The 26,898-nt window shown below is 69.8% G+C and carries 25 protein-coding genes and 1 tRNA gene; 22 read left to right on the forward strand and 4 right to left on the reverse strand.

Going from position 1 to position 26,898, the window contains the following annotated elements:
• The first annotated feature begins 1,380 nt into the window (after window positions 1-1,380).
• Window positions 1,381-3,003 (forward strand): DUF6119 family protein, encoded by a 1,623-nt coding sequence (locus tag AB0D74_RS16705; protein WP_362586300.1) that lies wholly within the window; start codon window positions 1,381-1,383, stop codon window positions 3,001-3,003.
• 116 nt (window positions 3,004-3,119) lie between these two features.
• Here the strand turns inward: AB0D74_RS16705 and AB0D74_RS16710 are convergent, their stop codons facing one another.
• Both AB0D74_RS16710 and AB0D74_RS16715 read right to left on the reverse strand, forming a co-directional pair.
• Window positions 3,120-4,367 carry an XRE family transcriptional regulator gene (locus AB0D74_RS16710; protein WP_362586303.1) on the reverse strand — a complete coding sequence of 416 codons (1,248 nt, stop codon included), beginning with the start codon at window positions 4,365-4,367 and terminating at the stop codon, window positions 3,120-3,122.
• Window positions 4,368-4,525: 158 nt separating this feature from the next.
• Complete coding sequence (locus AB0D74_RS16715) at window positions 4,526-4,861, reverse strand: winged helix-turn-helix domain-containing protein (protein ID WP_362586306.1); 336 nt, start codon at window positions 4,859-4,861, stop codon at window positions 4,526-4,528.
• Between the two features lie 429 nt (window positions 4,862-5,290).
• Here AB0D74_RS16715 and AB0D74_RS16720 point away from each other — a divergent pair, with 429 nt between their 5' ends.
• The 16 genes from AB0D74_RS16720 (at window position 5,291) to AB0D74_RS16795 (ending at window position 17,811) form a co-directional block, all read left to right on the forward strand.
• Entirely contained in the window at window positions 5,291-5,668 is a 378-nt protein-coding gene (locus AB0D74_RS16720) for an RNase adapter RapZ (protein ID WP_362586854.1), read from the forward strand.
• Window positions 5,669-5,853: 185 nt separating this feature from the next.
• Window positions 5,854-6,144: a hypothetical protein gene (locus AB0D74_RS16725; RefSeq protein WP_362586857.1), complete on the forward strand. Its 291-nt coding sequence runs from the start codon at window positions 5,854-5,856 to the stop codon at window positions 6,142-6,144.
• Window positions 6,141-6,494, forward strand: coding sequence for a hypothetical protein (locus AB0D74_RS16730; protein ID WP_362586309.1), 354 nt, complete (start codon window positions 6,141-6,143; stop codon window positions 6,492-6,494). Before AB0D74_RS16725 ends, AB0D74_RS16730 begins: the two co-directional genes overlap by 4 nt.
• On the forward strand, window positions 6,491-7,609 hold the full coding sequence (locus tag AB0D74_RS16735) for a conjugal transfer protein (protein WP_362586313.1): 1,119 nt from the start codon (window positions 6,491-6,493) through the stop codon (window positions 7,607-7,609). Before AB0D74_RS16730 ends, AB0D74_RS16735 begins: the two co-directional genes overlap by 4 nt.
• On the forward strand, window positions 7,606-8,220 hold the full coding sequence (locus tag AB0D74_RS16740) for a GGDEF domain-containing protein (protein WP_362586316.1): 615 nt from the start codon (window positions 7,606-7,608) through the stop codon (window positions 8,218-8,220). Before AB0D74_RS16735 ends, AB0D74_RS16740 begins: the two co-directional genes overlap by 4 nt.
• Window positions 8,217-8,558, forward strand: coding sequence for an RRQRL motif-containing zinc-binding protein (locus AB0D74_RS16745; RefSeq protein WP_362586319.1), 342 nt, complete (start codon window positions 8,217-8,219; stop codon window positions 8,556-8,558). The genes AB0D74_RS16740 and AB0D74_RS16745 overlap by 4 nt, the downstream gene beginning before the upstream one ends.
• An 84-nt stretch (window positions 8,559-8,642) precedes the next feature.
• Window positions 8,643-10,874 (forward strand): cell division protein FtsK, encoded by a 2,232-nt coding sequence (locus tag AB0D74_RS16750; RefSeq protein ID WP_362586322.1) that lies wholly within the window; start codon window positions 8,643-8,645, stop codon window positions 10,872-10,874.
• A 141-nt stretch (window positions 10,875-11,015) separates the two neighbouring features.
• On the forward strand, window positions 11,016-11,267 hold the full coding sequence (locus tag AB0D74_RS16755) for a hypothetical protein (protein ID WP_362586325.1): 252 nt from the start codon (window positions 11,016-11,018) through the stop codon (window positions 11,265-11,267).
• Between the two features lie 18 nt (window positions 11,268-11,285).
• Complete coding sequence (locus AB0D74_RS16760; protein ID WP_362586328.1) at window positions 11,286-11,480, forward strand: hypothetical protein; 195 nt, start codon at window positions 11,286-11,288, stop codon at window positions 11,478-11,480.
• Window positions 11,481-11,500: 20 nt separating this feature from the next.
• On the forward strand, window positions 11,501-11,968 hold the full coding sequence (locus AB0D74_RS16765; protein ID WP_362586331.1) for a hypothetical protein: 468 nt from the start codon (window positions 11,501-11,503) through the stop codon (window positions 11,966-11,968).
• Between the two features lie 16 nt (window positions 11,969-11,984).
• Entirely contained in the window at window positions 11,985-12,275 is a 291-nt protein-coding gene (locus tag AB0D74_RS16770) for a hypothetical protein (RefSeq protein WP_362586334.1), read from the forward strand.
• 201 nt (window positions 12,276-12,476) lie between these two features.
• On the forward strand, window positions 12,477-13,124 hold the full coding sequence (locus AB0D74_RS16775; RefSeq protein ID WP_362586860.1) for a DNA methylase: 648 nt from the start codon (window positions 12,477-12,479) through the stop codon (window positions 13,122-13,124).
• A complete protein-coding gene (locus AB0D74_RS16780; protein ID WP_362586337.1) occupies window positions 13,121-13,999 on the forward strand; it encodes a bifunctional DNA primase/polymerase in 879 nt (292 codons plus the stop codon). Before AB0D74_RS16775 ends, AB0D74_RS16780 begins: the two co-directional genes overlap by 4 nt.
• A 331-nt stretch (window positions 14,000-14,330) precedes the next feature.
• Window positions 14,331-15,875 carry a YfjI family protein gene (locus tag AB0D74_RS16785; RefSeq protein ID WP_362586863.1) on the forward strand — a complete coding sequence of 515 codons (1,545 nt, stop codon included), beginning with the start codon at window positions 14,331-14,333 and terminating at the stop codon, window positions 15,873-15,875.
• Window positions 15,876-16,215: 340 nt separating this feature from the next.
• On the forward strand, window positions 16,216-16,443 hold the full coding sequence (locus AB0D74_RS16790) for an excisionase family DNA-binding protein (protein ID WP_362586340.1): 228 nt from the start codon (window positions 16,216-16,218) through the stop codon (window positions 16,441-16,443).
• An 84-nt stretch (window positions 16,444-16,527) separates the two neighbouring features.
• Window positions 16,528-17,811 carry a site-specific integrase gene (locus tag AB0D74_RS16795; RefSeq protein ID WP_362586344.1) on the forward strand — a complete coding sequence of 428 codons (1,284 nt, stop codon included), beginning with the start codon at window positions 16,528-16,530 and terminating at the stop codon, window positions 17,809-17,811.
• A gap of 82 nt (window positions 17,812-17,893) precedes the next feature.
• Here AB0D74_RS16795 and AB0D74_RS16800 read toward each other — a convergent pair.
• A tRNA-Cys gene (locus AB0D74_RS16800) sits at window positions 17,894-17,965 on the reverse strand.
• Between the two features lie 180 nt (window positions 17,966-18,145).
• Here AB0D74_RS16800 and AB0D74_RS16805 point away from each other — a divergent pair.
• The 5 genes from AB0D74_RS16805 to dapE all read left to right on the forward strand — a co-directional run bounded on the left by AB0D74_RS16805 (window position 18,146) and on the right by dapE (window position 25,286).
• Entirely contained in the window at window positions 18,146-19,582 is a 1,437-nt protein-coding gene (locus AB0D74_RS16805; RefSeq protein ID WP_362586347.1) for an MFS transporter, read from the forward strand.
• A 134-nt stretch (window positions 19,583-19,716) separates the two neighbouring features.
• The gene (locus AB0D74_RS16810) at window positions 19,717-21,525 is read left to right on the forward strand and encodes a DEAD/DEAH box helicase (protein WP_362586350.1); all 1,809 of its coding nucleotides are present in this window, start codon (window positions 19,717-19,719) and stop codon (window positions 21,523-21,525) included.
• Between the two features lie 358 nt (window positions 21,526-21,883).
• Entirely contained in the window at window positions 21,884-22,525 is a 642-nt protein-coding gene (locus AB0D74_RS16815) for a helix-turn-helix domain-containing protein (RefSeq protein ID WP_362586353.1), read from the forward strand.
• Between the two features lie 275 nt (window positions 22,526-22,800).
• On the forward strand, window positions 22,801-24,234 hold the full coding sequence (locus AB0D74_RS16820) for an amino acid permease (RefSeq protein WP_362586356.1): 1,434 nt from the start codon (window positions 22,801-22,803) through the stop codon (window positions 24,232-24,234).
• Entirely contained in the window at window positions 24,231-25,286 is a 1,056-nt protein-coding gene (gene dapE / locus AB0D74_RS16825; RefSeq protein WP_362586359.1) for a succinyl-diaminopimelate desuccinylase, read from the forward strand. The genes AB0D74_RS16820 and dapE overlap by 4 nt, the downstream gene beginning before the upstream one ends.
• Here dapE and AB0D74_RS16830 read toward each other — a convergent pair.
• A complete protein-coding gene (locus tag AB0D74_RS16830; protein ID WP_362586362.1) occupies window positions 25,264-26,811 on the reverse strand; it encodes a helix-turn-helix domain-containing protein in 1,548 nt (515 codons plus the stop codon). The two genes, dapE and AB0D74_RS16830, sit on opposite strands and share 23 nt — an antisense overlap.
• Window positions 26,812-26,898 lie beyond the last annotated feature (87 nt).

Below are 26,898 nucleotides of genomic sequence, written 5' to 3' on the forward strand. Positions count from 1 at the left end.
CGGGAATCGAACCCACGTGCCTCGCTTTGCAGGTCTGTCTGTGCTGGTCAGAGCGTGATCCGGACTCGTTCAGCGGTGTTCAATCCCGTGCGGACGTAAAAGTCGGCGGGCTGAGTGAACGGTCCCGAACGGCCGCGTACGGCTACGAACGAGACGGAAACTGAGACGGGCGCCGCGCCCTTGTGAGCCTGGACAGACCAGGGCAACGGGCGGTTCAGAGTCGAGGGACGACGCCACCGACCCCCCGGCCTCTGCCGATCATGTGGATACGCCAGGATTCGCTACCCTCGTAAGCCCGTGACCAGCGCATTCCTGTTTCGCCACTTGGCGCGCCACCCCGTTCGCAAGGCGGATTCGCTACCTAAAGTGGGGCAAACTGCCGAGCGTATCTTGACCATGCTTGAGTACACCGTCGACTTGCGGTTATCTCGTCTGGTGACGTCGGGCGAAGCAGCCGCCCGACGCGATGACTTCCCGCGTACGCAGAAGGCCCGGCCTCGGGATGCACCCCGTGGCCGGGCCAGTGCGCGGGGACAGGGTGGGTCCGGCCGAGTAAGCAGCGGTCGGGCCCACTCGCCCTGACCGGCCGTCCGGCTCACCCTCTTACGCGTCACATGAAGTGATCAACGCATCCCGCAATGGCAGTGACCGCCGTGAGGAAAAGGGCCGCTAACTGCACCCAGTCCGCCCACTGGCGTCGCCGTCGGCGCCTTCTCCGTCTCGTCGATCGCTCCATCTCGCCGATCTCCCATCTCTCTGCGTTCCCAATCTTGTTGGGACCTGCCGATCCGGCAGGCGTTCCAGGAGAGACACATCGGCCTCTGGCAACCTACCGGCGCGCCAGGGGCCCGCACGACCAGACGCACCCGTTCGCCAGGCTTCGCCAGGGTTAACTTCGGGGACCGCTACCGGGACAACGAACAGTGCTGGACGGGACGGGGTCTAGGAGAGACGGGCGTCAGAGGGCGGACTGTCGACCGGCGCAGCCTTCGGGGTCGAGTCGCCGGATGATGCGAGGCTCCAATTGGTGGATGCCCCCAACACGCTTTCCAACTGTCCGCGCGGCTGTACGGAGGCGTTCGCTGAGGTTCGCGGGGCAGGTCAGCTGGGGTGTGCGTACGTCGGTGAACGGTGGCGGCCGTCGGCGTGCTGGACAAAGACCAGGGCAGCGAAGCGTGCCGAGCGGCATGTGAACCGCAGGCCGGCGCAGGGCTGTTGACTCTCTCGCCGCTACTGGATGCCTGGCCATCGGCACAACCCATTTCGAAACAGAAAATACGTTCGATTAATGTGCTTTATCCTTGCACTTCCCATTGAACACAACTGCGCTTATCGTGAAGGTCAGGGTGTTACGCGCGTGGGCTACGTGTAAGGGGAGTCATGAAGCTGACGGTGCATCTTGCTCGGGAAGACGTTGCTGATTTCTCTGAACTCATCAGGCCCGTCTATATCGAGAGCCTTGGACTTGAAGAGCTAGACCCTACTGATTCCCTTGGATTCCCCGCGCAGGCGTACATCCAACAGGACAAGCCGACTCAACCTAAATGGCTCGCCTTTCTGAAGCCTCATTTCGACGTTTCCGATATTTGGAATACGTCAACTTCGTTTGTCCTGTTGGTCAAGGTGTCCGAGCGAATATTCGCGCTCACTTTTGGTATGTCAGGTTATAGCGCACTGGACCCTGCAAGACTGGAAAAGGGGTTTGGTTTGCGAGTTTCTGCCAACTCGGTGGACGAAGATGACCTAATCACCGTGGATACGCGCAACCTTGACGCGGTGACCCGTCAACAGCGTACCCATCTGAGTACCGGGAGTAGAATCTCGGAATTCTCTATCCCCCTGGAGCAGGATTGGGTGCGTCGAATCCAGGGGAAGACCGACAAGCTTTCCTATGTCAGCAGCCTGGCCGGAGCGGACTCGCTTCAAATCAATCTCTCCGCTCCCTTGAAGCGGCTTCCAGATGTTCTCACCGAACTTCTAGAGCGGTACGAAGCCACGGATTATAAGAGAGGCTTCCCGTTCTTGGATTACTTCCAACCCCTCAGTGCGGGCTCTGAAGTAGTTTCGGCCCTTGATGAAATGCTGCTCGAATGGGTGAAGGGGCGGAGAGAGGGGAAGATATCGCTAGCAATGCCGCAAATTATTGACGATGAGCAAGTTAACCACTTCGAGATTTCTGCCCGACGGAAAGTGGTTGAACTTGACGAAGTTACTTTGAGTAGCGCATACAGATTCCTGGATGAGTGCTACGAAGGTGAAGACCCCCTAGTTGATACGAAAATTGTTCCCATCGCGGATTCAGGCCAGGCGTCAGGGAAGAAGCGCACCCTGCGCGATTGGGTGGTTTGCGAGTTGGAGCACTCGGGGAAGACGTACGTGCTGTCACTCGGGGATTGGTATGAGGTAAATAGAGATTACGTCACGTCGGTTAACGATGCCATTCGCAAGATCCCCGACATGACGGATGAGTTCAACTTCGAGGAATGGGATCCGAAGGAGAAAGAAGGTGACTATAACGATCGAGTAGCAAAGAAGCGGAAGTGGGTTCTACTGGACAAGGATAATTACTACATCGGCGGGCCCTCGCAGAAGATCGAGATTTGCGATCTACTGAGCAAGGATATGCACCTAATCTGCGTGAAGCAGCAATCGAGTTCGGCAACCCTCTCTCACTTGTTTAGCCAAGGTAGCGTCTCGGCGGAACTCTACAGGGGCGAACAGGATTACAAGGATCGCATCTATCGAGATGCCTCGGAGTACTGGCAGGAAGTTATAGAGGAGCCCGCCGACGGCCCTGTAATCGTTTATGCGATAGCTAACGATCGTACAGGAAGTCTCGCGGACACCCTGTTTTTCTTCAGCAAGATAAGCCTTCTCTTCAATGCGCGGATAGTGCAGCGGCTTGGGCTGGGTGTAGCTTTGGCGCGCATCCCGATGCCTGAGGGATCGCTTCGGCGTAAGAAGAGAAAGCCTCGCAAGAAGCCGGCACCGCAGCCAAGCTAGTGGCCGGGTTAACTGGCTACCGGGCGCACAGAAAATCACGAAACGGGCCGAGCGGAACGGAAAATGTGACGGGCGCGGTCTCCTTTAGAGGCCGCGCCCGTTGTATTTTGTGCCACTCAGGAAGGGAGGAATCCCGGCTTCTCACGGCCCAGCTCTTGCAGATTGTTCAGGTAGTTCTGCGCCGCCGGTTCCTTGCTATAGCGCTGCCGCATCACGGCCGCGAGTTCCCGGCTGGTCATGATGAGGGAAGGGACGGACTGCCGGTCGCCTTGTAGTGCCCGCTCGCCGTGGATGAGTGCTTGTTCGAGGTCGCCCTCACGTGCTGCGGTCACTCCGAGCGTCACCCGCGCTTCGGCGTTCCGCATGGGTGAACGTTCCGTGCCGTCGAAGTCCGTTCCGGCACGTAGAACCTCGTCCGCGAGCGTCCGAGCAAGCCGGTCCTCGCCTACCAGCCGGTAGCAGTCCATCGAGTAGAAATCGAACTTGGCGGGGTCCACCACAAAATGGTTGTCCAGGTTCTCGGGATGCGGCATCCCTTCAAGCAGCCGGCGTCCCTTGTCCAGGGCCACCTCAACCTGTCGGCGGTCTCCGAGCCGCGCCCATGCCTTGGCTTCCTGGCCCGCGAGCTGCACGGCAACGCCGTGGTTCGGCGCTGCCTCCGATCCGGCCTGTGCTGCCGCGATGACACCGCGATAGTCGCCGGTCGTGAGGGCGAACCACGCCCGCATCTCGTGAGCCCACCCCGCCACCTCGGGGTGCTCTGCCTCCGTCGCGAGCGACAGGGCGGCACGCCGCGTCGACTCGGCCGCGTGACGGTCTCCCGTGTCGTACTCGACGCATCCGACCAGCAAGGCTAGCCAGCCCGACAGTGCGAGTACTTCCCGGTGCTGGGCGAGCGTGAGGTTCTTCCCGGTCAGGTCAACGACGCGGCGAAGCCACTGACGCCCCTCAATGAGGAGCTGACCGCTTGGCATGTAGGGATACTCAGAGCAGAGACGGTCAGTGGTGATCCGGAGGGCATCGAGGGTTGCTGCGTCGACATCGGACCGGTTCAGGCGACTCACGATCTCCAGAGTTTCCATCCCGCTCGCCGTCAAGATCTCCTTGTCACCGTCCCGGCGTGACGGAACAGGGAAGAGGGCGTGTGTCACCGTGCCGAACACTGCCGCGATGATCGGTTGATAGAAGTCGTTCGGTGTCTGGCCGGACTCCCAGCGCTTCCACTGTCGAATCATGCTGTCCTCGGCCGGCAGCTCTGTGGGTGCGTGCGCACGTAGGGCCCTGACCGCGTCACGCTGTGACCAGTTGCGCGCCTGTCGTTCGGCGGCCATGCGTCGCGCCCATGCGGGCCTGTCGTCAGTCATGCGCCCTCCTCCGAGTGCCTACTCCGAGTCTCGCGCGCGGGCAGGGGGGACAGGGAAGGGGACAGAGGGGTGTCACTGGACATGTCCCCACCTCCCATTCGCCGTCCCCTGGCTGTCACTTACCTCACACACTCCGTTACTCCCATGCTGGTTGCAGATCAAGCGCCACCCGGTACGGAGCGGCCTTCCAGCGCTTCGAGCCGTTCGGTCAACGCCTTGAGTTGGGAGCGGATTTCCTTGATGTCGTCACGTACGTCGCCACCCGTGGCAGACCCGTCACTGACGAAGTTGCCCAGGTTCCCCGCCGACACGATGAGCCCTTCGGTCCGGAGTGCGGCTAGTCCGTTCTGGATGGTCTGGCTGGCGTATCCGAAGCGGTCCATCAGCTCGCGCTGAGACGGGAGTTTCTCCCCCGGCTGCATCTTCTTGATGTCGTCGCGCAGCGCGTCTGCGACCTGCACAGCCTTCGGTTTGGGCCCTCCTGCGGCAGTCATGCCTTGAGGGTACCCACCACAGCGAACTAGTGCGCATCACCTCGCAGGGGTTGTGCACCACAGCAGACTAGTGCAAGCTAGTCAGTAAGAGGTCGCCCCGACTCAAGGGGAAACCGCTTGACCTGCACAAACAGCGTCCGGAGGAAAGCCCGAGGGGGTGAGTACGAAGGAAACGCCTGTTCCTTCAGAACTCAACAGAGTGCTTTGAGATTGGCGGGGCCTGACCCCGCCCCCGTGGCGGCCGGGTGTTGACCGTCGGCCCCGGTATCCAGCCGTGAGGGCGCGGATTCGACGTCCGCCCGGGGTCACTTGGCCCATCGCGACGTGCGGCGTTGGCCTTATCTCCGGTCGTGGCGGCACTCCCGGACAGGACAGCTCGCCGCGCCGGATCTCTCTGTCCCGACGTAGTCAGGAGTGAGCGTGACCCGCATTGACGTTGAGATCGTCTCGTTCGGTTACCTGCACGATGCGCCCCCGGCGGCGCATCTCACCATCGACTTGCGCCACCACTTCCGTGACCCGCACGTCAGCCCGGAACTGCGCTACATGACCGCTGACGACGAGCCGGTACGGGCCGCCGTGATGGCCACCCCCGGTATCGCTGCTCTGGTCGACGCCACGGCAAGGGCGGTCGCCGCGTTCGCGGCCGGTCCCAGCGCCGGAACCGTGACGATCGCCGACGGCTGCGCCGGCGGCCGCCACCGCGCACCCACCTTCGCCCGCGCCCTCGCCGACCGGCTGACCGCCGCCGGCCACACGGTGAACGTCCGCCACCGCGACATGGGCAAGGACGTCGTCCAGCGCTGACCCCTCTCGCTCCACCGCCCCGGCAACCAGCCGTGAAGGGCGCCGGTTCGAAGCCGGCCCGGGGCACTTGGTCCGCCGTGACGCGCGGCGTTGGCCTCATCTCCGGTCGTGGCGGCACTCCCGGACAGGACAGCCCGCCGCGCCGGATCTCCATCCCGACGTTCAAGGAGAGATCCACCATGCGTATGCGCATGTTCGTCGCTGGCCAGGAAGCGCACGGCGACACGGAGTTCGCGGAACTGGCGCTCGGCATCGACGTCGACCTGTTCCGGGGCCCGCTGGAGTTCGAGACGGACGGCGAGCGGGCCGCCCGCGAGGACGCGGCCCGTGACATCCTCGCCGACCTGCGGGCGGAGGCGGAGGCCGGTGACGAGATCGCCGGTTGGGACGCCCTGTACGCCGACGCCCTGACCCGCACGGTGCCGTTCCTGCGCGCCGCTCGCGGCTACCGGCCGGGGACGGGGGAAGCGGCATGAGCTACGCCCTCACCCTGGAAGAGATGACGCCCGCGCTGCGGGTGTTGCGGCTCATCGCTGCCGAGTGCGCGCATCTGCCGGCCCCGTTCGTGCACCTGACGCCCATCGAACCTGAGCGGCTGGAGCTCTCGTTGCACGACGTGGACCTGACCGGCGACACCTTCAACGTGTTCGAGCTGTGGCGGGAAGCGCTCGGCATCGACCCCGACCAGGTGACTTTCCGCGTCCAGGGCAACGGCCGTACCCGCGTCCTGCGTGCGACCGGCCCCTACGGCGGTGCCGACGTCACGCTGACCGCCTACGCGGACGCCCCGGCCGCCGTCACGACCACGACGGGGGGTGCGGCATGAGCGGGACCGGTAGGCCTCTGACGTGGACTCAGATCGGTGTTCTGACGGCTGCGTTCTTGCCGATGCTGGCCACGGGTGTGGTCGGCGGGTTCGGTACGTACAGCAACATCGGTCACGCCTACGGCACGGGGACCGCGCTCGGTGCCCTGGGGGCCGGTGAAGGCGCCACGGCCGTTCTCGCCCTGGTCCTGCTGGGGTTGACCCTGCTGGGGCAGTCCTCGCCGCGCGTCGTGCGGATCGGGCTGTGGGCGCTGCCGGCCGCCGCTGCCGTCATGGGCGCCATGGCCGCACCCGACCCCGGCCGCACCGTGATCTATGCCCTGACCCCGCTGGGCATGTCGGTGTCGGCGGAGGGCATGGCGTTCCTGGCCCGCCGGATCGTCGTCCACACGGACGGACGCGACGCGGAACACGAGCAGCGCACCGCCGACATCGTGCAGGCCCTCGCCTACCACCGGGCGCGTGCCGCCCATCACCCGGTGAGCCGGGTTCGTAAGCGCTCGGATCGGGCGTCGTGGCGGTTGGCCCGCAAGGTCGGTGTCGGTGACGTGGTGCTCGGATCGAGGCTGTTGGACGTGCAGCGCGACCGGATCACGGACGGCGCGGACGCGGCTCTCGCCTCGATGTTCGGCACGCCCGCCGCGATCCCCGCCGTGATCGCAAATGCGGAGGAATCGATCGGAAATAGTCGAGAACGGTCTACCTCTGACCTGCCCGTATCGAGCACGCCCACGGTCGTGGTCACGCGGCTTTCGGTGCCCGATCCGGCGCCGGTCGACCTCGGCAAGTCGGGTGTCGGCATGAAGCCGATGCCCGCCGTCGCCCCGGCCGTGAAGCCAGTTCCGATCGCTCCGGCGCCCGCCCGTCCGGTGCCGGCCGCGTCGACCCCGCCCCGTCGGGCGACGGGCCGTGTCCCGGTCGCCGCCAAGTCGACCCCCACCCGCCGCACCCCCGAACAGCTCATGGAGCAAGCGCGGAAGGCGACGGCCGGATGGACGGACGCTGAGGTGACCGGGGAGGGTATCCGCCGGGCCCTGCGCACCTCGCCCGCCAACGCCCGCATGCTGCGTGACGCGCTGCTCGCCGAACGCGCCACCGTGGCGGTGACGCCGTGAGCAGCCTCGCCGCGCTCTTACCGGCCGTGCCCGCTCTCGGGTGGGCGGTCCATGCCCGGTGGCTGCACTCACGGTTGACCACGGCCCGCCGTGACCCGCTCACCGGGTTGTGGACGCGGGACGCATTCACCCGCCGGGCCCGCCGCCTGCTGCGCGACTCCCGCGCCGTGGTCGTGCTGGCCGACGTCGACCACTTCAAGCAGATCAACGACCGTCACGGCCACGCGGCCGGTGACGCGCTGCTCGCCACCGTCGCCGCCCGCCTCGCCCACGGCACCACCCCCGGCGGTGTCGCGGGCCGGCTCGGTGGGGACGAGTTCGCCGCCGTGGTCATCGACCGCGACGGCACGATGCCGGACCGGCTGCACACCCTAGCCCGGGTCCTGGCCCGGCCAGCCGACACCGCCCCCGACGTGCACACCACGGTGTCCCTGGGGTGGGTACGGGCCGGTGACCATCCGGGCGAGGACCTGTCGACGCTGCTGCGCCGCGCCGATGAGGCCATGTACGCCGCCAAACGGTCCGGCCAGTCCGGCCCCCGCCGGGCCCGCCTCGGGCGGCTGCTCGGATCGGTGGCCGGCCGCCGCCCCGGACGGCGCGGCGCGGCGTGAGCACGCTGCCGGTCTACCGGTGGCACCTCGCCCCCGACGGCTACGCCACCCGCCGCCAACTGCGGGCCCGCAACCTGCGCCCCGGCGGTCAGGACGTCGCCGCCCAGATCGAACGCCCCCGGCGGCGGGGCCGGCCGCCCCTGGTCGCCTACCTGTACCGCGTCGACCTTGCGAAGCCGGTCCGGCCGATGACAGCGGGCCGGTGGCGGGCCCATGCCGCGATGATGCGGGCCCGCCGCACCTGCCCCGAGTGCCGCCGGGACGCCGGATACGTCATCCCGCCCACGCTCGGAACCTGCGTGACCTGCGCCTATCCCGAAGAACAGCGCGTCGCTTGAACCGCCCTGCATCCCGGGTCCGGCCGCCCGACCTTCCACAGCAAGCTGGCCGGACCCTTCGACTCCCGAAGGAGTACGCACATCGTGACGGAAACCACCGCCTTCACGCCCCCCGGGGACCCGGAGGGCACCGAACAGTCGACGGCCGACGTGCTGCCGTTCCCGCTGATCAAGACCACCACCGACCCCGCCCCGACCGCCCCGAGCGAGGGTGTGGTGAAGCCGGGGGAGTGGGAGGCCGAACTCCCCGACACCGACGACCCCGAGGCCGAAGGGCTGAGTGACGGGGCGCCGGTCGACCCGCCGCGCGAGGTCTACCCGCCCTCGGTCGCGGAATGGATGGAGGCCAAGGACAAGGCCCGTCTGCCGGTGCTGCCAGACTGGGTCAAGCTCCCCGACCAGCGCACGGCCGTCCGCAAGTGGGCGATCCGGCACTACTCCGCCGTGGCCGGGTATCACGCGATCCGGCTGCCGCTGGTCTACACCCCGAAGATCTGCATGTACTCGCCGCGCGGCGCGTGGCGGTGGTCCACCGCGATCGGCCGGTGGGTGTCGGACGCAGAAGGCAAGTCGCTGCGCCTGGCGGCCGTGGCCGACGAGAACGCGGCGGACTACCTGAAGCTGTCGCGGCAGCGCAACGACCGCGTGAGGCTGCGGGGAATCGTGGCGACCATCGGCGGATTCATCGGCCTCGCCGCCGCGCTGACCCTCTATGTCATGGCCCCGTCGTGGCTGCTCGCACTGGTCGTGGCGACGCTGACCACCACCCTCGGGGCGGTGGGGGCACCGGCCGACCGGCCGCTCATCGACATGGCCAAGGTGACGTTTCGCAAGCGCAAGCTGTCCTCCGACATCGTCATCCGCGCCCACGAGGTGGCCGGGCTAACCAGCCGCGACCAGTCGGTTGCCTTCCCGCGTCCCATCGGCCGGGACGGCGACGGCTGGCGGGTCGTGGTGGACCTGCCCTACGGCAAGACGTTCGAGGACGCGGTGAAGGCTCACGCGCGGCTCGCCTCGGGTATGGACATCGCCCCGACCCAACTCTTCCTGGACAAGGACGAGACGAGCGGGCGGCGGGTGTCGTACTGGATCGCCGACCGTGACCCGCTCGCCGTGCCGTCGGGCAAGTCGCCGTTGCTGGGGGCGACCCGGGTGGACTTCTGGAAGCCGTTCCCGTGGGGCGTGGACGAGCGCGGCAACCCGGTCATGGCCACGATGCTGTGGCTGTCGCTGCTGGTCGGTGCCGTGCCGCGTCAGGGCAAGACGTTCTCCGCCCGCACCATCGCGCTCGCCGCCGCGCTGGACCCGTACGTCAGGTTGTACCTGTTCGACGGGAAGGCGTCGCCGGACTGGCGGAAGTTCGCGCTGGTCGCGCACCGGATCGGGTTCGGGATCGTGCCGAAGAACGGGTTCGACCCGGTTCAGCATCTGCTCGCCTCGCTGCGGGAGTTGAAGGCGGACGTCGAAGACCGCTACCACCGGCTGTCCGAACTGCCCTTGCACGTCTGCCCGGAGGGCAAGCTCACCCCGGAGATCAGCCGGGACAAGAAGCTGAACATGCCGCTCACGCTATTCGTGGTGGATGAGGTGCAGGAGTACCTGACCCACCCCGAGCACGGCAAGGAGATCCTGTCCTTGCTGGTCTACCTCGCCCGGGTCGCCCCCGCGGTCGGTGTCTCGGTGATGACGTCGACGCAGAAGCCGGACGACAAGGCATGCCCCTCCGAGTTGCGTGACCAGCACCAGGCCCGGTTCGCCCTGCGGGTCGGCGCTTACCAGGTCTCTGACGTCATCCTTGGCGCGGGCTCGTACTCCGAGGGCTTGGACGCGTCCAAGCTGCTCAAGTCCCACAAGGGCGTCGGTCTACTCAAGGGCATGTCCGACGACGCGGGGATCGTGCGCACCTACCTCGCCGACGGCCGCGACGCCGAACGCATCCTGACCCGTGCCGCCGCGCTGCGCGAGGCGGAGGGCACGCTGTCCGGCGACGCGGCCGGCGAGGCCCCGGCCCCGGAGACGTCCGCGACGATCCTGGACGACGTCGCGGCCGTGCTCGGCAAGGGCGAGGCCAAGGTGTGGTCCGAAACCATTGTGGACCGCCTTGCTGACCTGCGCCCGGAGGTCTACGGGCCGTGGGCCGAACTGGAGCCCAAGCCCAAGGCCGAAGCGCTCACCGCCGCCCTCAAGCCGTTCGGCATCAACACCGTCCAGATCAGCCGCCGCGTCGACGGCGAGCAGGTCAACAAGCGCGGTATCAAGCGCGACGACCTCGCCACCGCGATTACGGAGCGCAACAACAAGAGGGACGCCGGATAGGTCCCCGACGGTGCTACCGGTAGCGGCAGGCCTCGCTACCGGTAGCAACCCTGCTAGCAACCCAAACCGCCCCTGATCAGGTCGCTAGCACGTAGCACCCCACCTGCGAAAACCCCTCCAAAGCCCGCTGAGAGGCCCCTGATGAGCCTTGCCGCCCTCGCTACCTCCTTCCTACTCGCCGTCACCCTGTGTTACGGCGTCAAGTGCTGGCTGAGCCCGTTCGGGGACTGCCGCAAGTGCGCCGGCATGGGCCACGCCATCACCACGAACCGCAAGGGCAAGACCAAGCGCGGCCGGGACTGCCGCCGCTGCGACGCCACCGGCAAGCGCATACGCGTCGGCCGCTGGATCTACAACCGCGCCGCGCGCACCTACCGCGCCGGCCACCGCTGAGACCCGCCGGGAGACACCGTGACCCTCACCATCCCCCTCGTTCTGCTGCTCGCCGTCGTCGTCGTGCTGCTGCTGCGGTTCAAGGCCGTCGGCGGCGGAGCGCTGGTCGTCGTCGCCCTGTTCGGCTTCTACCTCGCCCACACCGGCGCGGCCGGCACCGTCAACCAACTCGTCACCGCCCTCGCCGACGCCCTGCCCGGCATCAGCCGCTGACCCGAACGGAGACCAGGACCGTGAACGAACCGATCGCGTACGGCCGCCCGGCCGGACGGGAGACGGCGGCCGTGGAAGTCCACACCCCCACCCCGCTCACCCCCGCACACACCGCCCCGCCCCTGCCCGTGCAGCCGGGGACAATCCCGACCGTGGCGAGCGTGGTCCTGCCCGACGGCCGGGTCATCACCGGTTACGCCATCGAACCCGCCAAGCCCGAACCGGCCGCCGCCAAGCCGGCCGTCTCCGTGGCGGCGGTGAACATCGCGCTCGGGGGCGTGGGGTTCCTCGCCGTGTGCGGCGGACTGTTCCTGCTGACCGCGTTCATCACCGCCCTGACCGCGCTCATCACCCAACTGATCGTCCTCGCCGCCGTCATCTTCGGCGGCTGGATCGCCGTGCAGGTGTTCACCGGCGGCGGCCACCAGGGCGGGACCACGGTCAACATCCGCAAGGCCGTCATCAAGCGCAACAAGTTCTACGGCTGACAGGAGACAAGCACCCATGCTCAGGCTGCGTATCTGGCGCACTGCGCTGCCCCGCAACCGGCTGATCCTGACGGACACGCCCCGCCCGGACTGCCGCGACTGTGAGGGCGCCGGTGGCATCGAGCACGACTACGGCGACCACGAGACCGGCGAGTGGGCCGGTACCGAGTGGGAGTTCTGCGGGTGCTGGACGTCGTGGTCCATGACCCTGCTGCCGCTCCCGCACCGGCCCCGGTGGCTGCGCCGCCGCGACACCGGCCGTGACCCGTGGGGCCCCGACGGCTACAGCGACGAACCGCCCTTCTAGCTACGCCCGTGGGCGGCGGCACTCCCGGACAGGACAGCCCGCCACCCACGGTCTCCGAGTCCCGACGTAGCAGAACAGGAGACCTACAGCATGACCCAACTGCGCGTTTTCGGCGAGGGCCCTTCGGCCCCGGCCACCCTTTCGGGGCGAGTGCCCCGGCCGCGTCTGCTGGATCTGTTCTCGTGTGCCGGTGGTGCCGCCATGGGCTACCAGCGTGCCGGGTTCGACGTGGACGGCTGCGACGTCGCCGACCGCCCGAACTACCCGTTCCCGTACCACCGGGGCGACGCCCTCACCTACCTCGCCCTCCTGATCGCGTCGGGCGAGATCCACCGGTACGCGTTCGTCCACGCCTCCCCGCCGTGCCAGCACGGATGCGCCCTGACCGTGGGCACCAACGCGTCCCAGGGATGGGGGCGCGCCCACGTCGACCTGGTGGCGCCTGTCCGCGACCTCTTGGACGCGACCGGCCTGCCGTACGTCATCGAGCAGCCCAACGGCCGCGCGAAGATCCGCAAGGACCTCACCCTGTGCGGCGAGATGTACGGGCTCGCGGTCATCCGGCACCGCAATTTCGAGTTGGGCGGCTGGACGACCGAACAGCCGGCGCACGTCCCGCACCGGGGCCGCGTACGCGGCTACCGACACGGCCGGTTTTACGACGGTCCGTACGTCGCCGCCTACGGCAACGGCGGCGGCAAGCCGACCGTGCCGGAACTCCAGACGGCCATGGGCGTCACGTGGACCGATGTCCGCGAGGAACTGACCGAGGCGATCCCGCCCGCCTACTCCGAGTTCATCGGCCGCTCCTACCTCGCCACCGTGGCGACGTCGGAGGCGGCGGCATGAGCGCGGACACCGAACCCCTGCGGGTCGCCCTCGCCCTCGCGGAGGCCGGCGTCCCGGTCCTGCCCCTGCGCGCGGGCAAGGTCCCGTTCGGCAACTGCCGCACCTGCAAGGACGGCGCGTGCGGCGGCCGACCCAACATGAAGGCCGCGGGCCCCTGCCGGTGCCCCGCGCCCTGCCACGCGTGGGCCGCCGCAACCATCGACCCGCACGTCCTCACCTCGCCCGAGTGGACTCAGGTGTGGCGTGAGGCCGTGGCCGTCGCCTACCACCCCGGCGGGGCCGGGCTGACCGTGGTCGACCTGGACAACGCGGCGGCCGTTGCATGGGCCCGCGAGACCCTGCCCGCCACCCGCACCGTGCCCACGACGCGCGGCGAACACTGGATCTACCGGGGCGCCATGCCGTCATTGAACGCGGTGCGGCCGGGCGTCGACGTCAAGTCTCTGGTCCAGTACGCCCGGTGGCTCGGCCCCGGAACCGGCCGCATGGCCGCGCTCCCGGCGGCCGTCCGTGTCCTGGTCGTGAAGGAAGACACCACCCCCGCCCGGCGGGGGGTGGCCTCTTCTCTCTCCACCCGCGCCCCGTGGGGCCGGTCGGTCGCCATCGGGTGCCGCCACACCGAGCGCTACGTCCGCACCGGACTGGAACGCGGCCTCGCCCTCGTGAGGGCCCGCACCGAATCCGGCGCCGGCTCACAGGCGTTCGGCGTCGCCCGGTTCCTCGCCGCGCAGCACACCGCGTGCCCCGGCCCCTGCGGACTCACGGAGATCGGCGAGGAGATCACAGTCGCCGCCGTCTCCGTGGGCGTCCCGGAGGCCTACGCGCGCCGCGCGGTCACCAACGGCCTTGAGGCGGCTGTGGAGCGCGCGGCATGAACAAAGCATGCCGAACCCCCGCGAACGGCCCTCAGGGCGCCGTGCAGGGCCCGCCACGGCCGACCGGGGGCGAACCGAAGGTCGCCGCCCGCAAGGGCGTCCGTATCGCTGTTGGTTCTGACCCGCAGACGGTCACGGTCACCGGCATCACCCCGGGGCTTCAGATCCAGTGCGAGGGCGTCCCCGTCGCGGACTGGCTCTGTGCCTGCGGGCACCACGAACGCGCCCGGGGCCGTGCAGCCGTCATCAGGCTGACCGCCCGCGTCCGCGTCGGCGTCTGCCCTCACATCACCACCGCCGAAGGGAGGGCGGCCTCATGACTCCACAGCCTGTGGACAACGACCTGTGGGCCGGACTGCCCGCCCTGGAAGACCCGCCGGCTGAGGACGACGCGGCACCGGATGTGTGGGAGGACCCCATTCCCCTCACCGGTCAGCGCCGGCGTCCGCCGTTCCCCGCCCACGTCTTCCCCGCGTGGTTGGGGGAGTTCGTGGCGGCCGTCGCGGAAGAGACGCAGACCCCGGTGGACCTCGCCGGTTCGGTCGCCCTCGCCGTGCTCGCCACGGCGGCCGGCGGCCGGTCGGTGGTCCACGTGCGCGGCAACTGGCGCGAGCCCACCAACCTCTACACCGTGGTCGCGCTCCCGCCCGGCAACCGTAAGACCGCCGTGTTCACGCTGCTGACCAATCCCCTCTATGAGGCGGAGAAGCAGCTCAAGGCGGCCATGAAGCCGGTGATCGTGGAAGCGGAGTTGACGGCGAGGCTGGCCAAGGAAGCAGCCGACAAGGCCGCCGCCAAGGCCGCGTCCGCCGACGGCGACAAGCGCGATGAGGTCGTGGCCACGGCCATCGGTCTCGCGCAGACCGCCGACACCCTCACCGTGCCGGCCGAACCCCTGTTGCTGGCGGACGACTGCACCCCGGAGACGGTCACCTCGCTCATCGCGGAACAGGGCGGGCGGCTGTCGGTGATGAGCGATGAGGGCGGAATCTTCGACATCATCGCCGGCCGCTACTCGGGCAGTCCCAACATGGAAGTCTTCCTCAAAGGCCATGCCGGAGGGCGTCTGAGGGTGAACCGGCAAACCCGCCGCGAGTACGTCGACGCCCCCGCGCTGACCATGGGATTGGCTGTTCAGCCCGATGTGCTGGTGGACATGGGGAAGATCAAGGGTGGGAAGGGGCGCGGTCTGCTGGGCCGCTTCCTGTACTCGCTGCCGGTGTCGACGGTCGGCGAACGGAAGGTCATCACCGATCCGGTTCCCGAACAGACGGCCGCCACCTACACCGCCCGGATCATCGACCTCACCCTGTCCCTCGCGGGATGGACCGACCCGGCCCTGATCCAGCTCACCCCCGAGGCGAGCGCGGCCCTGATCGCCTATCAGGAACGGGTGGAGCCGTCGCTCAAGGAGCGCGGCGGGAAGCTGGGCCACATCACCGACTGGGCCGGAAAACTCGTCGGAGCGACCGCCCGCATGGCTGCGCTGCTGCACCTCGCCGACCACGGCGGCAACGGCTACGCCCACCCGGTCACCGAAGACACCATGCGCGCGGCCATCGAGCTGGGGGAGTACTACACCACCCACGCTCTCGCCGTGTTCGACGCCATGGGCGCCGACCCCGTGGTCGGCCGGGCCCGCAGCGTCCTGGAAGCCTTGAGGGACAACGGGTGGGAGGACGTCAGCCGGCGGGACGTCTTCAGCGTCCTGTCCCGCAGCGAGGTTCCCACCGTCGCGGACCTGGAACCGGCCCTCGCGCTGCTGGAAGACCACGGCTATCTGCGGTCCTACCAGCCCGAGCGCACCGGCAAGCGCGGACGCCCACCGGCCCCCCGTCTCACCGCCCACCCGTTCCTGCGCCACGGCGGCCGGTGACCCCCGCCCGCGCGGACAATCCCTCCCGCACAAACCGCAAAATCCGCGGAAACCCTCGGGCACCGCGCTGACCTGCGACGGGTCCCCGCACCGCGCCCGGACGGGGTCCGTCGCACAATCCCGCGATATTCCGCAAAAAACCGAGTGCCGCCCCGCCCATGGGGACCGGTCGACGGCCGCCCCTGATTTTTGCGGAATATCGCGGGTTTCTGCGGAGCACCACTCACCACCGCCCGCGCACCGCATCACCGCAGGTCAACCACCATCCCCGGGTTTTCTGCGGATATTGCGGTTTGTGCGGCGGCACTTGCCCATGAACTCAGTCTCACAGGAGTGAGCCGTGGACGAACCCACCACCCTTCCCCTCGCCCCCGCTGACGATCCGACCCTTGTCCTCCTCAAGGTCGAAGAGGCCGCTCGCCGACTCCGTGTCGGCCGCACTACCTGTTACGCCCTCATCCGAACCGGCGAACTGGAATCCGTGATGGTCGGGGCTCTGCGCAGGGTCCCGGCCGCCGCCGTTCCCGAGTACGTCACCCGTCTCCGCACCGCCCAACGCGCCGCTTGACGACGCCCGGGGCGGCGGCACTCCCGGACAGGACAGCCCGCCGCCCCGGTCACCATCCCGACACCCAGAAACAGGAGCCTGCCTGTGGCAGAGGACAACAAGAAGCGCACCCGCCAGCCCAACGGCCGCAGCTCGATCTACTTCGGCAAGGACGGCAAATGGCACGGCCGCGTCACCGTCGGCGTGCGCGACGATGGCACGCCGGACCGTCGCCATGTCGAGCGCAAGACCAAGACCGAAGTAGCGGAGGCCGTTCGAGAGCTGGAGAAACAGCGCGACGCCAAGACGGTGAGGAAGCCCGGCAAGGCGTGGACGGTCAAGGCGTGGCTGACGCACTGGGTTGAGAACGTCGCGCCCCTCGCAGTCAACGACAACACGATGGTCGGGTACGGCGTTGCGGTCCGGAAGCACCTCATCCCCGGCTTGGGTGCTCACCGGCTCGACAGGCTCAAGCCCGAGCACATCGAGACGTTCTACGCCAAGATGCAGGCCAACGGCAGTAAGCCCGCCACCGCTCACCAGGTGCACCGAACCTTGCGCACCGCCCTCAATGAGGCCGTACGGCGCGGCCATCTCGGCAAGAACCCCGTCCTGTTGGCCAAGGCACCGAAGACGGGGGATTACGAGGTGGAGCCCTACAGCGTCCAAGAGGTGCAGCGACTGTTGAAGGCCGCTGACCAGCATCGCAACTCCGCACGATGGGCCGTCGCGCTCGCTCTCGGACTACGTCAAGGCGAGGTGCTGGGGCTGACATGGGATGACGTGGACCTTGAGGGCGGATTCCTCGTTGTCCGTCGTAGTCGCCACCGTCCGCAGTACGCCCACGGGTGCACAGAGCCCTGCGGACGCAAGGCTGCCGGGTACTGCCCCCAGAGGCGACGGACCAACCCCGAGTTGTCCACCACCAAGTCGCGCGCCGGCCGTCGCGCGGTCGGTCTCCCCGATCAGCTCGTTGACCTACTCCGTGTGCACCTCAAGGCGCAGGGAGCGGAGCGAACGAGGGCCGGGAAGCGCTGGGAGGACAACGGCTTGGTCTTCCCGGATGAGTACGGCCGTAGCCCGTCCCACCGCCGGGACTGGACCGAGTGGAAGGCTCTACTGACAGAGGCGAAAGTGCGGGACGGGCGTTTGCACGACGCGCGCCACACGGCCGCCACGGTCCTGCTCATCCTCGGTGTCCCCGAGCGGGCCGTCATGGGCCTCATGGGGTGGTCGACCACGGCCATGGCCGCCCGCTATCAGCACATGGTGGATGCCGTGCGGACGGACATCGCGCGACAGGTGGACGGCCTGATCTGGAAGCCCGAGACGGACCGGCCGGACGACCCCGACGACGGGGCGGTCGGCGTGCTCGTACCGGCCAACTGAGACGGCAACTGAGACGGACGACCAAAAGGGCGGCACCCCGCATGGAGTGCCGCCCTTTCCTTTTGCCTGGTCAGGCAGTCGGAGGCCGTGGCGGGAATCGAACCCACGTAACTCGCTTTGCAGGCGAGTCCCTAAACCACTCGGGCACACGGCCGTGTCCGTGAGTTGACGGTAGGGGGGTGTGGGGGAGGGGCTCAAGGGGAGCGGCGGGGCTGCAACGGGACTGCCATACGGCGTTCATGAAAGGGGGGCTCGCGGCGTACGACCAAGGTCCGAGGTGGGGTGGGGCTTGCGACAGGGGTCAGGGTGGGGAAGGGGACTTACCGTGGTCACCATGACCGCCCTTGAACCGAACGACGCCGTTGTCGTGGACGAGACCGCCGACCGAGCCGACGAGGCCGGCGGGGTGCTGGGGCGGTCGTATCGGGCGTTGAGCGTGGGGATCGTCTCCGTGGTGCTGCTCATCGCCTTCGAGGCGACGGCCGTCGGAACGGCGATGCCTGTCGCGGCCCGGGAGCTGGACGGGCTGTCGCTGTACGCGTTCGCCTTCTCCGGGTACTTCACGACCAGCCTGTTCGGGATGGTGCTGGCCGGGCAGTGGTCGGACCGCAGGGGGCCGCTCGGGGCGCTGACGACGGGCATCGGGGCGTTCGCCGCCGGGCTGGTGGTGGCCGGGACCGCGCAGGGCATGTGGGTGTTCGTCGCGGGACGGGCCGTGCAGGGGTTCGGCGGCGGGCTGGTGATCGTCGCGCTGTACGTCGTGGTGGGGCGGGCCTACCCGGAGCGGTTGCGGCCCGCGATCATGGCCGCCTTCGCCGCGGGCTGGGTGGTGCCGTCGATCGTCGGGCCGCTGGCCGCGGGCACGGTGACCGAGCAGCTCGGGTGGCGGTGGGTGTTCCTCGGGATCCCGGTGCTCGTGGTCTTCCCGGTGGCGCTGGCCCTGCCGCAGATACGGCGCCGGGCGGGCGGGCCGGTGGCGGCGGAGGGGGGTCAGGGAGCCTTCGACCGGCGGCGGATCCGGCTCGCGTTCGGTATCTCGCTGGGTGCGGGGCTGTTGCAGTACGCGGCCCAGGACCTGCGGTGGGTGTCGGTGGTCCCGGGACTGGCCGGCGGTGCGCTGCTGGTGCCCGCCGTGCTCGGGCTGCTGCCCCGCGGCACGTACCGGGCGGCGCGGGGCCTGCCCTCTGTCGTCCTGCTGCGCGGGGTCGCGGCCGGTGCCTTCATCTCCGCCGAGTCCTTCGTGCCGTTGATGCTCGTCACGCAGCGGGGCCTGTCGCCCACCCTCGCCGGGTTCTCGCTGGCGGCCGGCGGGGTGACCTGGGCGGTGGGTTCGTGGGTGCAGGCGCGGCCCCGCATGGAGCCGTACCGGGAGCGGCTGATGACCGTGGGGATGGTGCTGGTGGCGGCGGCGGTCGCGACGGCGCCGACGGTGCTCGTGCCCGGTGTGCCGGTGTGGACCGTCGCCGTCGCCTGGGCCTTCGGCTGCTTCGGGATGGGCCTGGTGATCGCCTCGGCCAGCGTGCTGATGCTCCGGCTCTCCGCGCCCGCCGAGGCCGGTGCCAACTCGGCCGCCCTGCAGATCTCCGACGCCCTCTCGAACGTCGTCCTGCTGGCCGTGGCCGGCGCGGCCTTCGCCTCCCTCGGTGGCGGCAGCATGTCGGGGGCGGCGGGCTCGGGCTCCCATCCGGCGGCCTTCGCCGCGGTGTTCCTGCCGATGGCGGGGGTGGCCCTCGCCGGGGCCTGGGTGACGACCCGGCTTCGTGATCTGTGACGTGAGTCCCACCCGGGGGTGAGGCGGCCTTGTCCGCACGTTGACCGCCGGGGCGCGCCGGTAGGGTGGCCCGGTTGTCATACGTAGCCGCCCGACCCCCGGTACCGCCGCCCGACCCCTTTTCTACGGAGACCGTGACTACCACCGCCGCTTCCTCCGCTGCCGCTTCCTCCTCCCATCACCTCTCGCCGGCCTTCCCGGGCCGGGCGCCCTGGGGTACCGCCAGCAAGCTGCGTGCCTGGCAGCAGGGGGCCATGGAGAAGTACGTCCAGGAGCAGCCGCGCGACTTCCTGGCCGTGGCCACGCCCGGCGCCGGGAAGACGACGTTCGCGCTGACGCTCGCCTCCTGGCTGCTGCACCACCATGTCGTGCAGCAGGTCACCGTCGTCGCCCCCACCGAGCACCTGAAGAAGCAGTGGGCGGAGGCCGCGGCCCGGATAGGGATCAAGCTCGACCCCGAGTACAGCGCCGGGCCGCTCAGCCGTGAGTACGACGGGGTCGCCGTGACGTACGCCGGTGTCGGCGTGCGGCCGATGCTGCACCGCAACCGCTCCGAGCAGCGCAAGACGCTTGTCATCCTCGACGAGATCCACCACGCCGGTGACTCCAAGTCCTGGGGCGAGGCGTGCCTGGAGGCGTTCGAGCCGGCGACCCGGCGGCTGGCCCTGACCGGTACGCCGTTCCGGTCGGACACCAACCCCATCCCCTTCGTGACGTACGAGGAGGGGCAGGACGGGATCCGGCGATCGTCCGCCGACTACACCTACGGATACGGCAACGCGCTCGCCGACCACGTCGTGCGCCCCGTCATCTTCCTCTCCTACAGCGGCAACATGCGCTGGCGGACGAAGGCCGGTGACGAGATCGCCGCGCGCCTCGGCGAGCCCATGACCAAGGACGCCGTCAGCCAGGCCTGGCGTACGGCGCTCGACGCGCGCGGTGAGTGGATGCCGGCCGTGCTGCGCGCCGCCGACCAGCGGCTGACCGAGGTGCGCAAGGGCATCCCCGACGCCGGGGCCCTCGTCATCGCCTCCGACCAGGACTCGGCCCGCGCCTACGCCAAGCTGATCCGCGAGATCACGGGGACGAAGGCGACCGTTGTCCTCTCCGACGACACCGGTGCCTCGAAGCGGATCGACGACTTCAGCGCGAGCGACGACCGGTGGATGGTCGCGGTGCGGATGGTGTCCGAGGGCGTCGACGTGCCCCGGCTGGCGGTGGGGGTCTACGCCACGACCATCTCGACACCCCTCTTCTTCGCCCAGGCCGTCGGGCGTTTCGTGCGGTCCCGGCGGCGCGGCGAGACCGCGTCCGTGTTCCTGCCGACCGTCCCGGACCTGCTGACCTTCGCCAACGAGATGGAGGTCGAGCGCGACCACGCTCTCGACAAGCCGAAGAAGGACGGCGAGGAGGACCCGTACGCCGAGTCCGAGAAGGAGATGGAGGAGGCGAACAAGGAGCAGGACGAGGACACCGGCGAGCAGGAGCAGTTCGCCTTCGAGGCGCTGGAGTCCGAGGCCGTCTTCGACCGGGTCCTCTACGACGGCGCCGAGTTCGGCATGCAGGCGCACCCGGGGAGCGAGGAGGAGCAGGACTACCTCGGCATCCCGGGGCTCCTCGAACCCGACCAGGTGCAGCTGCTGTTGCAGAAGCGGCAGGCCCGGCAGATCGCGCACAGCCGCAAGAAGCCGGACGACGAGGCGGACCTGCTCGAACTGCCCGCGGAACGGCGGCCCGTGGTCTCCCACAAGGAGATGATGGAGCTGCGGAAGCAGCTGAACACGATGGTCAGCGCGTATGTGCATCAGAGCGGGAAGCCGCACGGGGTGATTCACACGGAGCTGCGCAGGGTGTGCGGGGGGCCGCCGAGCGCGGAGGCGACCGCGGGGCAGTTGCGGCAGCGGATCGCGAAGGTGCAGGAGTGGGCCACGCGGATGCGGTGACTTCGGCTGCGGCCGAGTGGGGGCTGGTCACGCAGTTCCTCCCGCCCCTTTCGGGGCGCTCATGCGAGGGCGCCGGGTACTTGCTGTGCGCATACCGGTTCAAACCGAAGTAGTCCATACCGGTGTGTGACCGGATTCTGGACGGAGGCTTCCGCTCAGCGAACCCGCACCGCTACTGTCCGCCTACGCACACGCCCCGTGGCAGCGCCGCCGCGGAGCGCAGCCGTGAAGCGACTGGGCCCGGAGCCGCCGGGCCGTCCTGCCGATCGGCGGCCTCTGAAGCGCGTCGCTGACGGGACTCGGCGACGCACCCGCCGCGTCGGAGGTTGCCGGCCTCACCACCTAAGGAGTGGGCGTCGTGACCGCGGAGACCTCTCAGACGCTCGACCGGGGACTACGCGTCCTCAAACTGCTGGCCGACACGGACCACGGGCTGACCGTCACCGAGCTTTCCACCAAACTGGGCGTGAACCGGACCGTGGTGTACCGGTTGCTCGCCACGCTTGAGCAGCATGCGCTGGTACGGCGTGACCTGGGCGGGCGAGCCCGGGTCGGGCTGGGGGTGCTGCGGCTCGGCCGGCAGGTGCATCCGCTGGTACGGGAAGCAGCCCTGCCGGCGCTGCGGTCGCTCGCCGAGGACATCGGGGCGACGGCGCACCTGACCCTGGTCGACGGGACCGAGGCGCTCGCCGTCGCGGTCGTCGAGCCGACCTGGACCGACTACCACGTGGCCTACCGGGCCGGGTTCCGGCATCCGCTGGACCGCGGCGCCGCCGGCCGGGCGATCCTGGCCGCCCGGCACTCCGCACACGACGACCCCGGGTACACGCTGACCCACGGCGAACTGGAGGCCGGGGCGAGCGGGGCCGCGGCACCGCTGCTCGGGGTCACCGGCGTCGAGGGCAGCGTCGGCGTCGTGATGCTCGCGGATTCCGTGCCGGAGCGGGTCGGGACGCGAGTGATGGACGCGGCACGGGAGGTCGCGGAGGCGCTGCGGTAGAGCTGGGGGCGGGGGGGCGCTCACCCGCGCCGGCCGGGTGCCGCTGCGTGAGCCCCGTAAGGGGCGCGGGGAACTGCGCGAGCAACCCCCGCGCACCCGCAGATCGCACACCACCGAACCACCCCCTTTGTTTCGGCCACCCACCCGCATTGGCCGATCCGCCAATCCCACCCCTCAACCTCTGACCGATCCCCCCAGTCGCCCATGCCCGTTCCCTCCGCATCATCAGGGGCCAGACAAGAGCCCACGGCGGAGGGAACGGCACAGTGGAGACAGTGGGTACACGGCCCCGGCAACAAGTCGGCACCGCAGGGCGGCTCACCCGGCGGCAGTCCGTCCGCGCCCTCGTCGGCGAGGCGGACGCGAGTCCGCTGAAGCGGACCATGGGCGTCACGCAGCTCACCCTGCTGAGCGTCGGCGCAACCCTCGGCACCGGCATCTTCGTCGTGCTCGGGCAGGCCGTGCCCGAGGCCGGCCCGGCGATCGTCGTCTCCTTCGTACTGGCCGGTGTCACCGCCCTGTTCTCGGCCCTGTCGTACGCCGAGCTCGCCGGCATGATCCCCGGCTCGGGGTCGTCGTACAGCTACGCCTACGCCACCCTCGGCGAACTCGTCGCCTGGGTCTGCGGGTGGTGTCTGATCCTGGAGTACGGCGTGTCGGTGGCCGCCGTCGCCGTCGGCTGGGGGCAGTACGTCAACGAACTGCTCGGCCTCGCCTTCGGCGTCACCCTGCCGGACTCGCTCAGCGCCCCGCCCGGCGCCGGCGGCACGCTCAACGTGCCGGCCGCGCTCATCGTCGTCCTCGCGATGGTCGTGCTGCTGCGCGGGGCCAAGGAGAGCGCCGTCGCCAACGTCGTCATGGTCGGGGTGAAGATCGCGGCGCTCGTGATGTTCTGCGCCGTCGCCTTCACCGCGTTCCACGCCGGCAACTTCCAGCCGCTCTTCCCGCTCGGCGCCGCCGGGATGAGCGCGGGAGCCGCCTCGCTCTTCTTCTCCTACATCGGCTTCGACGCCGCGAGCACCGCCGGGGAGGAGGCCCGCAACCCGCAGCGCGACCTGCCGCGGGCGATCATCCTCTCCCTCGTCCTGGTCACGGCCCTGTACGTCCTGGTGGCGGTCGCCGCGCTCGGTGCGATGCCGTGGAAGCAGTTCGCGGGGACCGAGGCGACGCTCAGCGAGGTGCTCGTGCGGGCGGTCGGCGGCGGCGACCTGTGGCCGATCCTGCTCTCCGTCGGGGCCGTGGTCGCCACCACCAGCGTCGTCCTCACCGTGCAGTACGGGCAGATCCGGATCCTGTACGCGATGTCCCGGGACGGGCTTGTGCCACCGCTGTTCGCCAAGGTCCACCCGCGCACCGGGGTGCCGCGCGCCAACACCGTGATCGTCTCCTCCTTCATCGCCGTCCTCGCCGCCCTGGTGCCGCTCGGCAGCCTCGCGGACGCCACCAGCATCGGCACCCTCTTCGCGTTCATGCTGGTCAACGTGGCCGTGGTGATCCTGCGACGGCGCGACCCCGAGGCGCCCCGCTCCTTCAGGGTGCCGTTCTCCCCGGTCGTGCCCGTCCTCGGCATCGGCTTCTGCGGCTACCTGCTGTTCAGCCTCGGCGCCGACACCTGGATCGCCTTCGGGCTGTGGATGGCCGTCGGCCTCGTCGTCTACGGCTGCTACGGCATCCGCCACTCCAAGCTCGCCGACCGGGACCTGGTATGACCGCCCTCGACCTCACCGCCGACGTCGTCGACCTCACCCGGGCCCTGGTCGACCTCCCCTCCGAGAGCGGGGCGGAGGACCGGATCGCGGACGCGGTGGAGCACGCGCTGCGCGGACTCGGCCACCTCAAGGTCGACCGGGTCGGCAACACCGTGGTTGCCCGTACCGCCCTCGGCCGGGACCGGCGGGTCCTGATCGCCGGTCACCTGGACACGGTCCCGGCCGCCGGGAACCTGCCCTCCCGGCTCGCCGACGCATGCGTGCACGGCCTGGGCGCCTGCGACATGAAGGGCGGGGTGGCGGTCGCCCTGCGGCTGGCCGCCACCGTCCGGGAACCGGCCGTCGACCTCACCTTCGTCCTCTACGAGTGCGAGGAGGTGGCGGGGGAGCGCAACGGGCTCAACCACCTGCCCCCCGGGATGCTCGACGCCGATTTCGCCGTCCTCATGGAGCCCTCGGACGCCGGGGTGGAGGCCGGCTGCCAGGGGTACCTGAGCGCCGACGTCGTCGTGCGCGGGCGGCGGGCGCACACCGCCCGCGCCTGGCAGGGCGTCAACGCCGCCCACCGGGCCGCCCGGGTGCTCCAGCGGCTCGACGACCACACCGCCGAGCGGATCGTGATCGACGGTCTTGAGTACCGGGAGGGGCTGAGCGCGGTCGCCGTGCGGGCGGGGGTCGCCGGGAACGTCGTGCCCGACGAGTGCGTCGTCACCGTCAACTACCGGTTTGCGCCCAGTCGTTCGGCGGCGGACGCGGAGGCGTACGTGCGCGGGCTGTTCGCGGAGTACCCGGAGTACGAGATCCGGGTCACCGAGGTGGTCGCCGGTGCGCTGCCCCGCCTGGACCGGGTCGCCGGGTTCGTCGAGGCGCTCGGGGCCGTGCCCCGGCCCAAGTTGGGGTGGACCGACGTCGCCCGGTTCGCGGCGCTGGACGTGCCCGCGCTCAACTACGGCCCCGGGGACCCCTCCCTCGCGCACACCGCGGGGGAGTACGTGCCGGTCGGGCAGTTGCGGGCCTGCGAGGAGCGCCTCAGGGCGTGGTTGCTGCGCTGAGCCCGGCCAGCACCCGCAACTGCAGCCACAGCACCAGCCGTTCGTCGGGATCGTCCAGGTCGATCCCGACGTGCTGCCGGAGCTGGCGCAGCCGGTAGCGGCAGGTGTTGGGGTGGACGGCGAGCAGTTCGGCCGCGCCCGCCATGTCGCAGCCCGCGTCGAACCAGCAGACCAGGGTGCGGGCGTACTCGGTGCCGTGCCCGGCGTCGTACGCCAGCACCCGCTGCCAGGCCCCCGCGGTCAACTCCCTTCGCTCGCCGAGCACGTCGGCCAGCCGGAGCAGGGTGACCCGGGGGCGCACCTCGTCCACGGTGGCCACCGGCGACCGCGCGTCCAGCACCCGCAGCACCAGGTCCGCGTCCGCCCGGGAACCGGTCACCCCGCTCACGTCCGCGACCAGCTCGCCGAGCCCGGCCCGCACCGGAACCCGCAGCGCCAGCCCGGCCCGCCGCACGATGTCCTCGGCCAGCGGCCGGTGCCGGGCCCCCGGGCCGGGCAGCAGCGCGTACACCACCCCGTCGACCAGCACACACGCCTGCCGCCCGTAACGCGCCTCGCACTGCAGCCGTACGACGTCCAGCAGGCGCAGCGCGGTGCGTTCGGCGTCCGGCACGTTCGCGGCGGTGTCGAGTGCGAACGCGGCCACCCGTACCTCGCCGTCGACCCCGAGGCGGGCCGCGGCGGCCGGGGCGTCCGCCGTGCCGTCGAGGAGCCGGCGCAGCAGGTCGCCGCTCTGGTGCCGGGCCAGTTCCTGCGCCGCGCGGGCCCGCAGCAGGAGCAGGGCGGCGGTGGCGGCGCCCTGCGCGAGGGTCTCCTCGGCGTCCGGCGCGAGCGTCCCGCCGTCGACCACCCAGACCGAGCCGAGCGTCTCGCCGCCGGCCCGTACCGCCATCGCCAGCCGGGGCAGGTCGGTGTCCCGCAACGCCGGGAGCCGGACCGGCCGTTCGGCCGAGAACAGGGTCCGGTACTGCTCGGTGTTCTCGGCGCTGGCCGGTACCTGGAGGCCGAGGATGCCCTGCCTGCGGTCCTCGTCGACGGGCTGCCCGGCGACGGTGGAGTAGGCGAGGATGCGCTGCCGGGGGTCCTCGATCGCGGTGGCCCCGCCGACCCCCGCCGCGATCGCGTCGGCCAGCGCGAACAGGTCGCCGAGCCCGCTGCCGGGGGCCGCCGGACGGGCGCCGATCGCCGAGGCCAGCAGCAGGTGGACGTGGTGCCAGGCGGCGTCCTCGTCGACCGACAGCAGCGCGATCCCGTGCGTCTCCGCCTCCCCGACCGGCCCGTCCGCGCCCCGCACGACCACCCCGGTCAGCCCCGCCTCGGCCGCCGCCCGCACCAGCGGCCCGGCCGCCGCCGCGCGCACCCCGACCGCCAGCAGCAGTGCCCCGGGCCGCGGGGGCAGCGGGGCGTGGGCGTCGTACAGCAGCGTCTCGGTCACCGGCACGGCCAGCCCGGCGGGGGCCGTGTGCAGCCGGACGGAGGGACCGCCGACGACGTCGAGCAGGTCGCCGAGGGTGCAGGCGTCCATGGGAGTCCTCAGGGAAACGGGAAACAGGGGATGCTTGGCCGATCTCCTCACGAAGATAGGCATTCCTTGTCCGTCCGCACAACACGC

It is taken from the genome of Streptomyces sp. NPDC048278 (assembly GCF_040652195.1).
Classification (GTDB): Bacteria; Actinomycetota; Actinomycetes; order Streptomycetales; family Streptomycetaceae; genus Streptomyces.

Bases quoted from the DNA above. Each gene is read 5' to 3' on its own strand.
- AB0D74_RS16755 (WP_362586325.1), top strand. From the start codon at position 11,016: ATGAGCCTTGCCGCCCTCGCTACCTCCTTCCTACTCGCCGTCACCCTG.
- AB0D74_RS16705 (WP_362586300.1), top strand. From the start codon at position 1,381: ATGAAGCTGACGGTGCATCTTGCTCGGGAAGACGTTGCTGATTTCTCT.
- AB0D74_RS16780 (WP_362586337.1), top strand. From the start codon at position 13,121: ATGAGCGCGGACACCGAACCCCTGCGGGTCGCCCTCGCCCTCGCGGAG.
- AB0D74_RS16770 (WP_362586334.1), top strand. From the start codon at position 11,985: ATGCTCAGGCTGCGTATCTGGCGCACTGCGCTGCCCCGCAACCGGCTG.
- AB0D74_RS16730 (WP_362586309.1), top strand. From the start codon at position 6,141: ATGAGCTACGCCCTCACCCTGGAAGAGATGACGCCCGCGCTGCGGGTG.
- AB0D74_RS16735 (WP_362586313.1), top strand. From the start codon at position 6,491: ATGAGCGGGACCGGTAGGCCTCTGACGTGGACTCAGATCGGTGTTCTG.
- AB0D74_RS16830 (WP_362586362.1), bottom strand. From the start codon at position 26,811: ATGGACGCCTGCACCCTCGGCGACCTGCTCGACGTCGTCGGCGGTCCC.
- AB0D74_RS16715 (WP_362586306.1), bottom strand. From the start codon at position 4,861: ATGACTGCCGCAGGAGGGCCCAAACCGAAGGCTGTGCAGGTCGCAGAC.
- AB0D74_RS16710 (WP_362586303.1), bottom strand. From the start codon at position 4,367: ATGACTGACGACAGGCCCGCATGGGCGCGACGCATGGCCGCCGAACGA.
- AB0D74_RS16725 (WP_362586857.1), top strand. From the start codon at position 5,854: ATGCGCATGTTCGTCGCTGGCCAGGAAGCGCACGGCGACACGGAGTTC.
- dapE (WP_362586359.1), top strand. From the start codon at position 24,231: ATGACCGCCCTCGACCTCACCGCCGACGTCGTCGACCTCACCCGGGCC.
- AB0D74_RS16775 (WP_362586860.1), top strand. From the start codon at position 12,477: ATGGGCTACCAGCGTGCCGGGTTCGACGTGGACGGCTGCGACGTCGCC.
- AB0D74_RS16805 (WP_362586347.1), top strand. From the start codon at position 18,146: ATGACCGCCCTTGAACCGAACGACGCCGTTGTCGTGGACGAGACCGCC.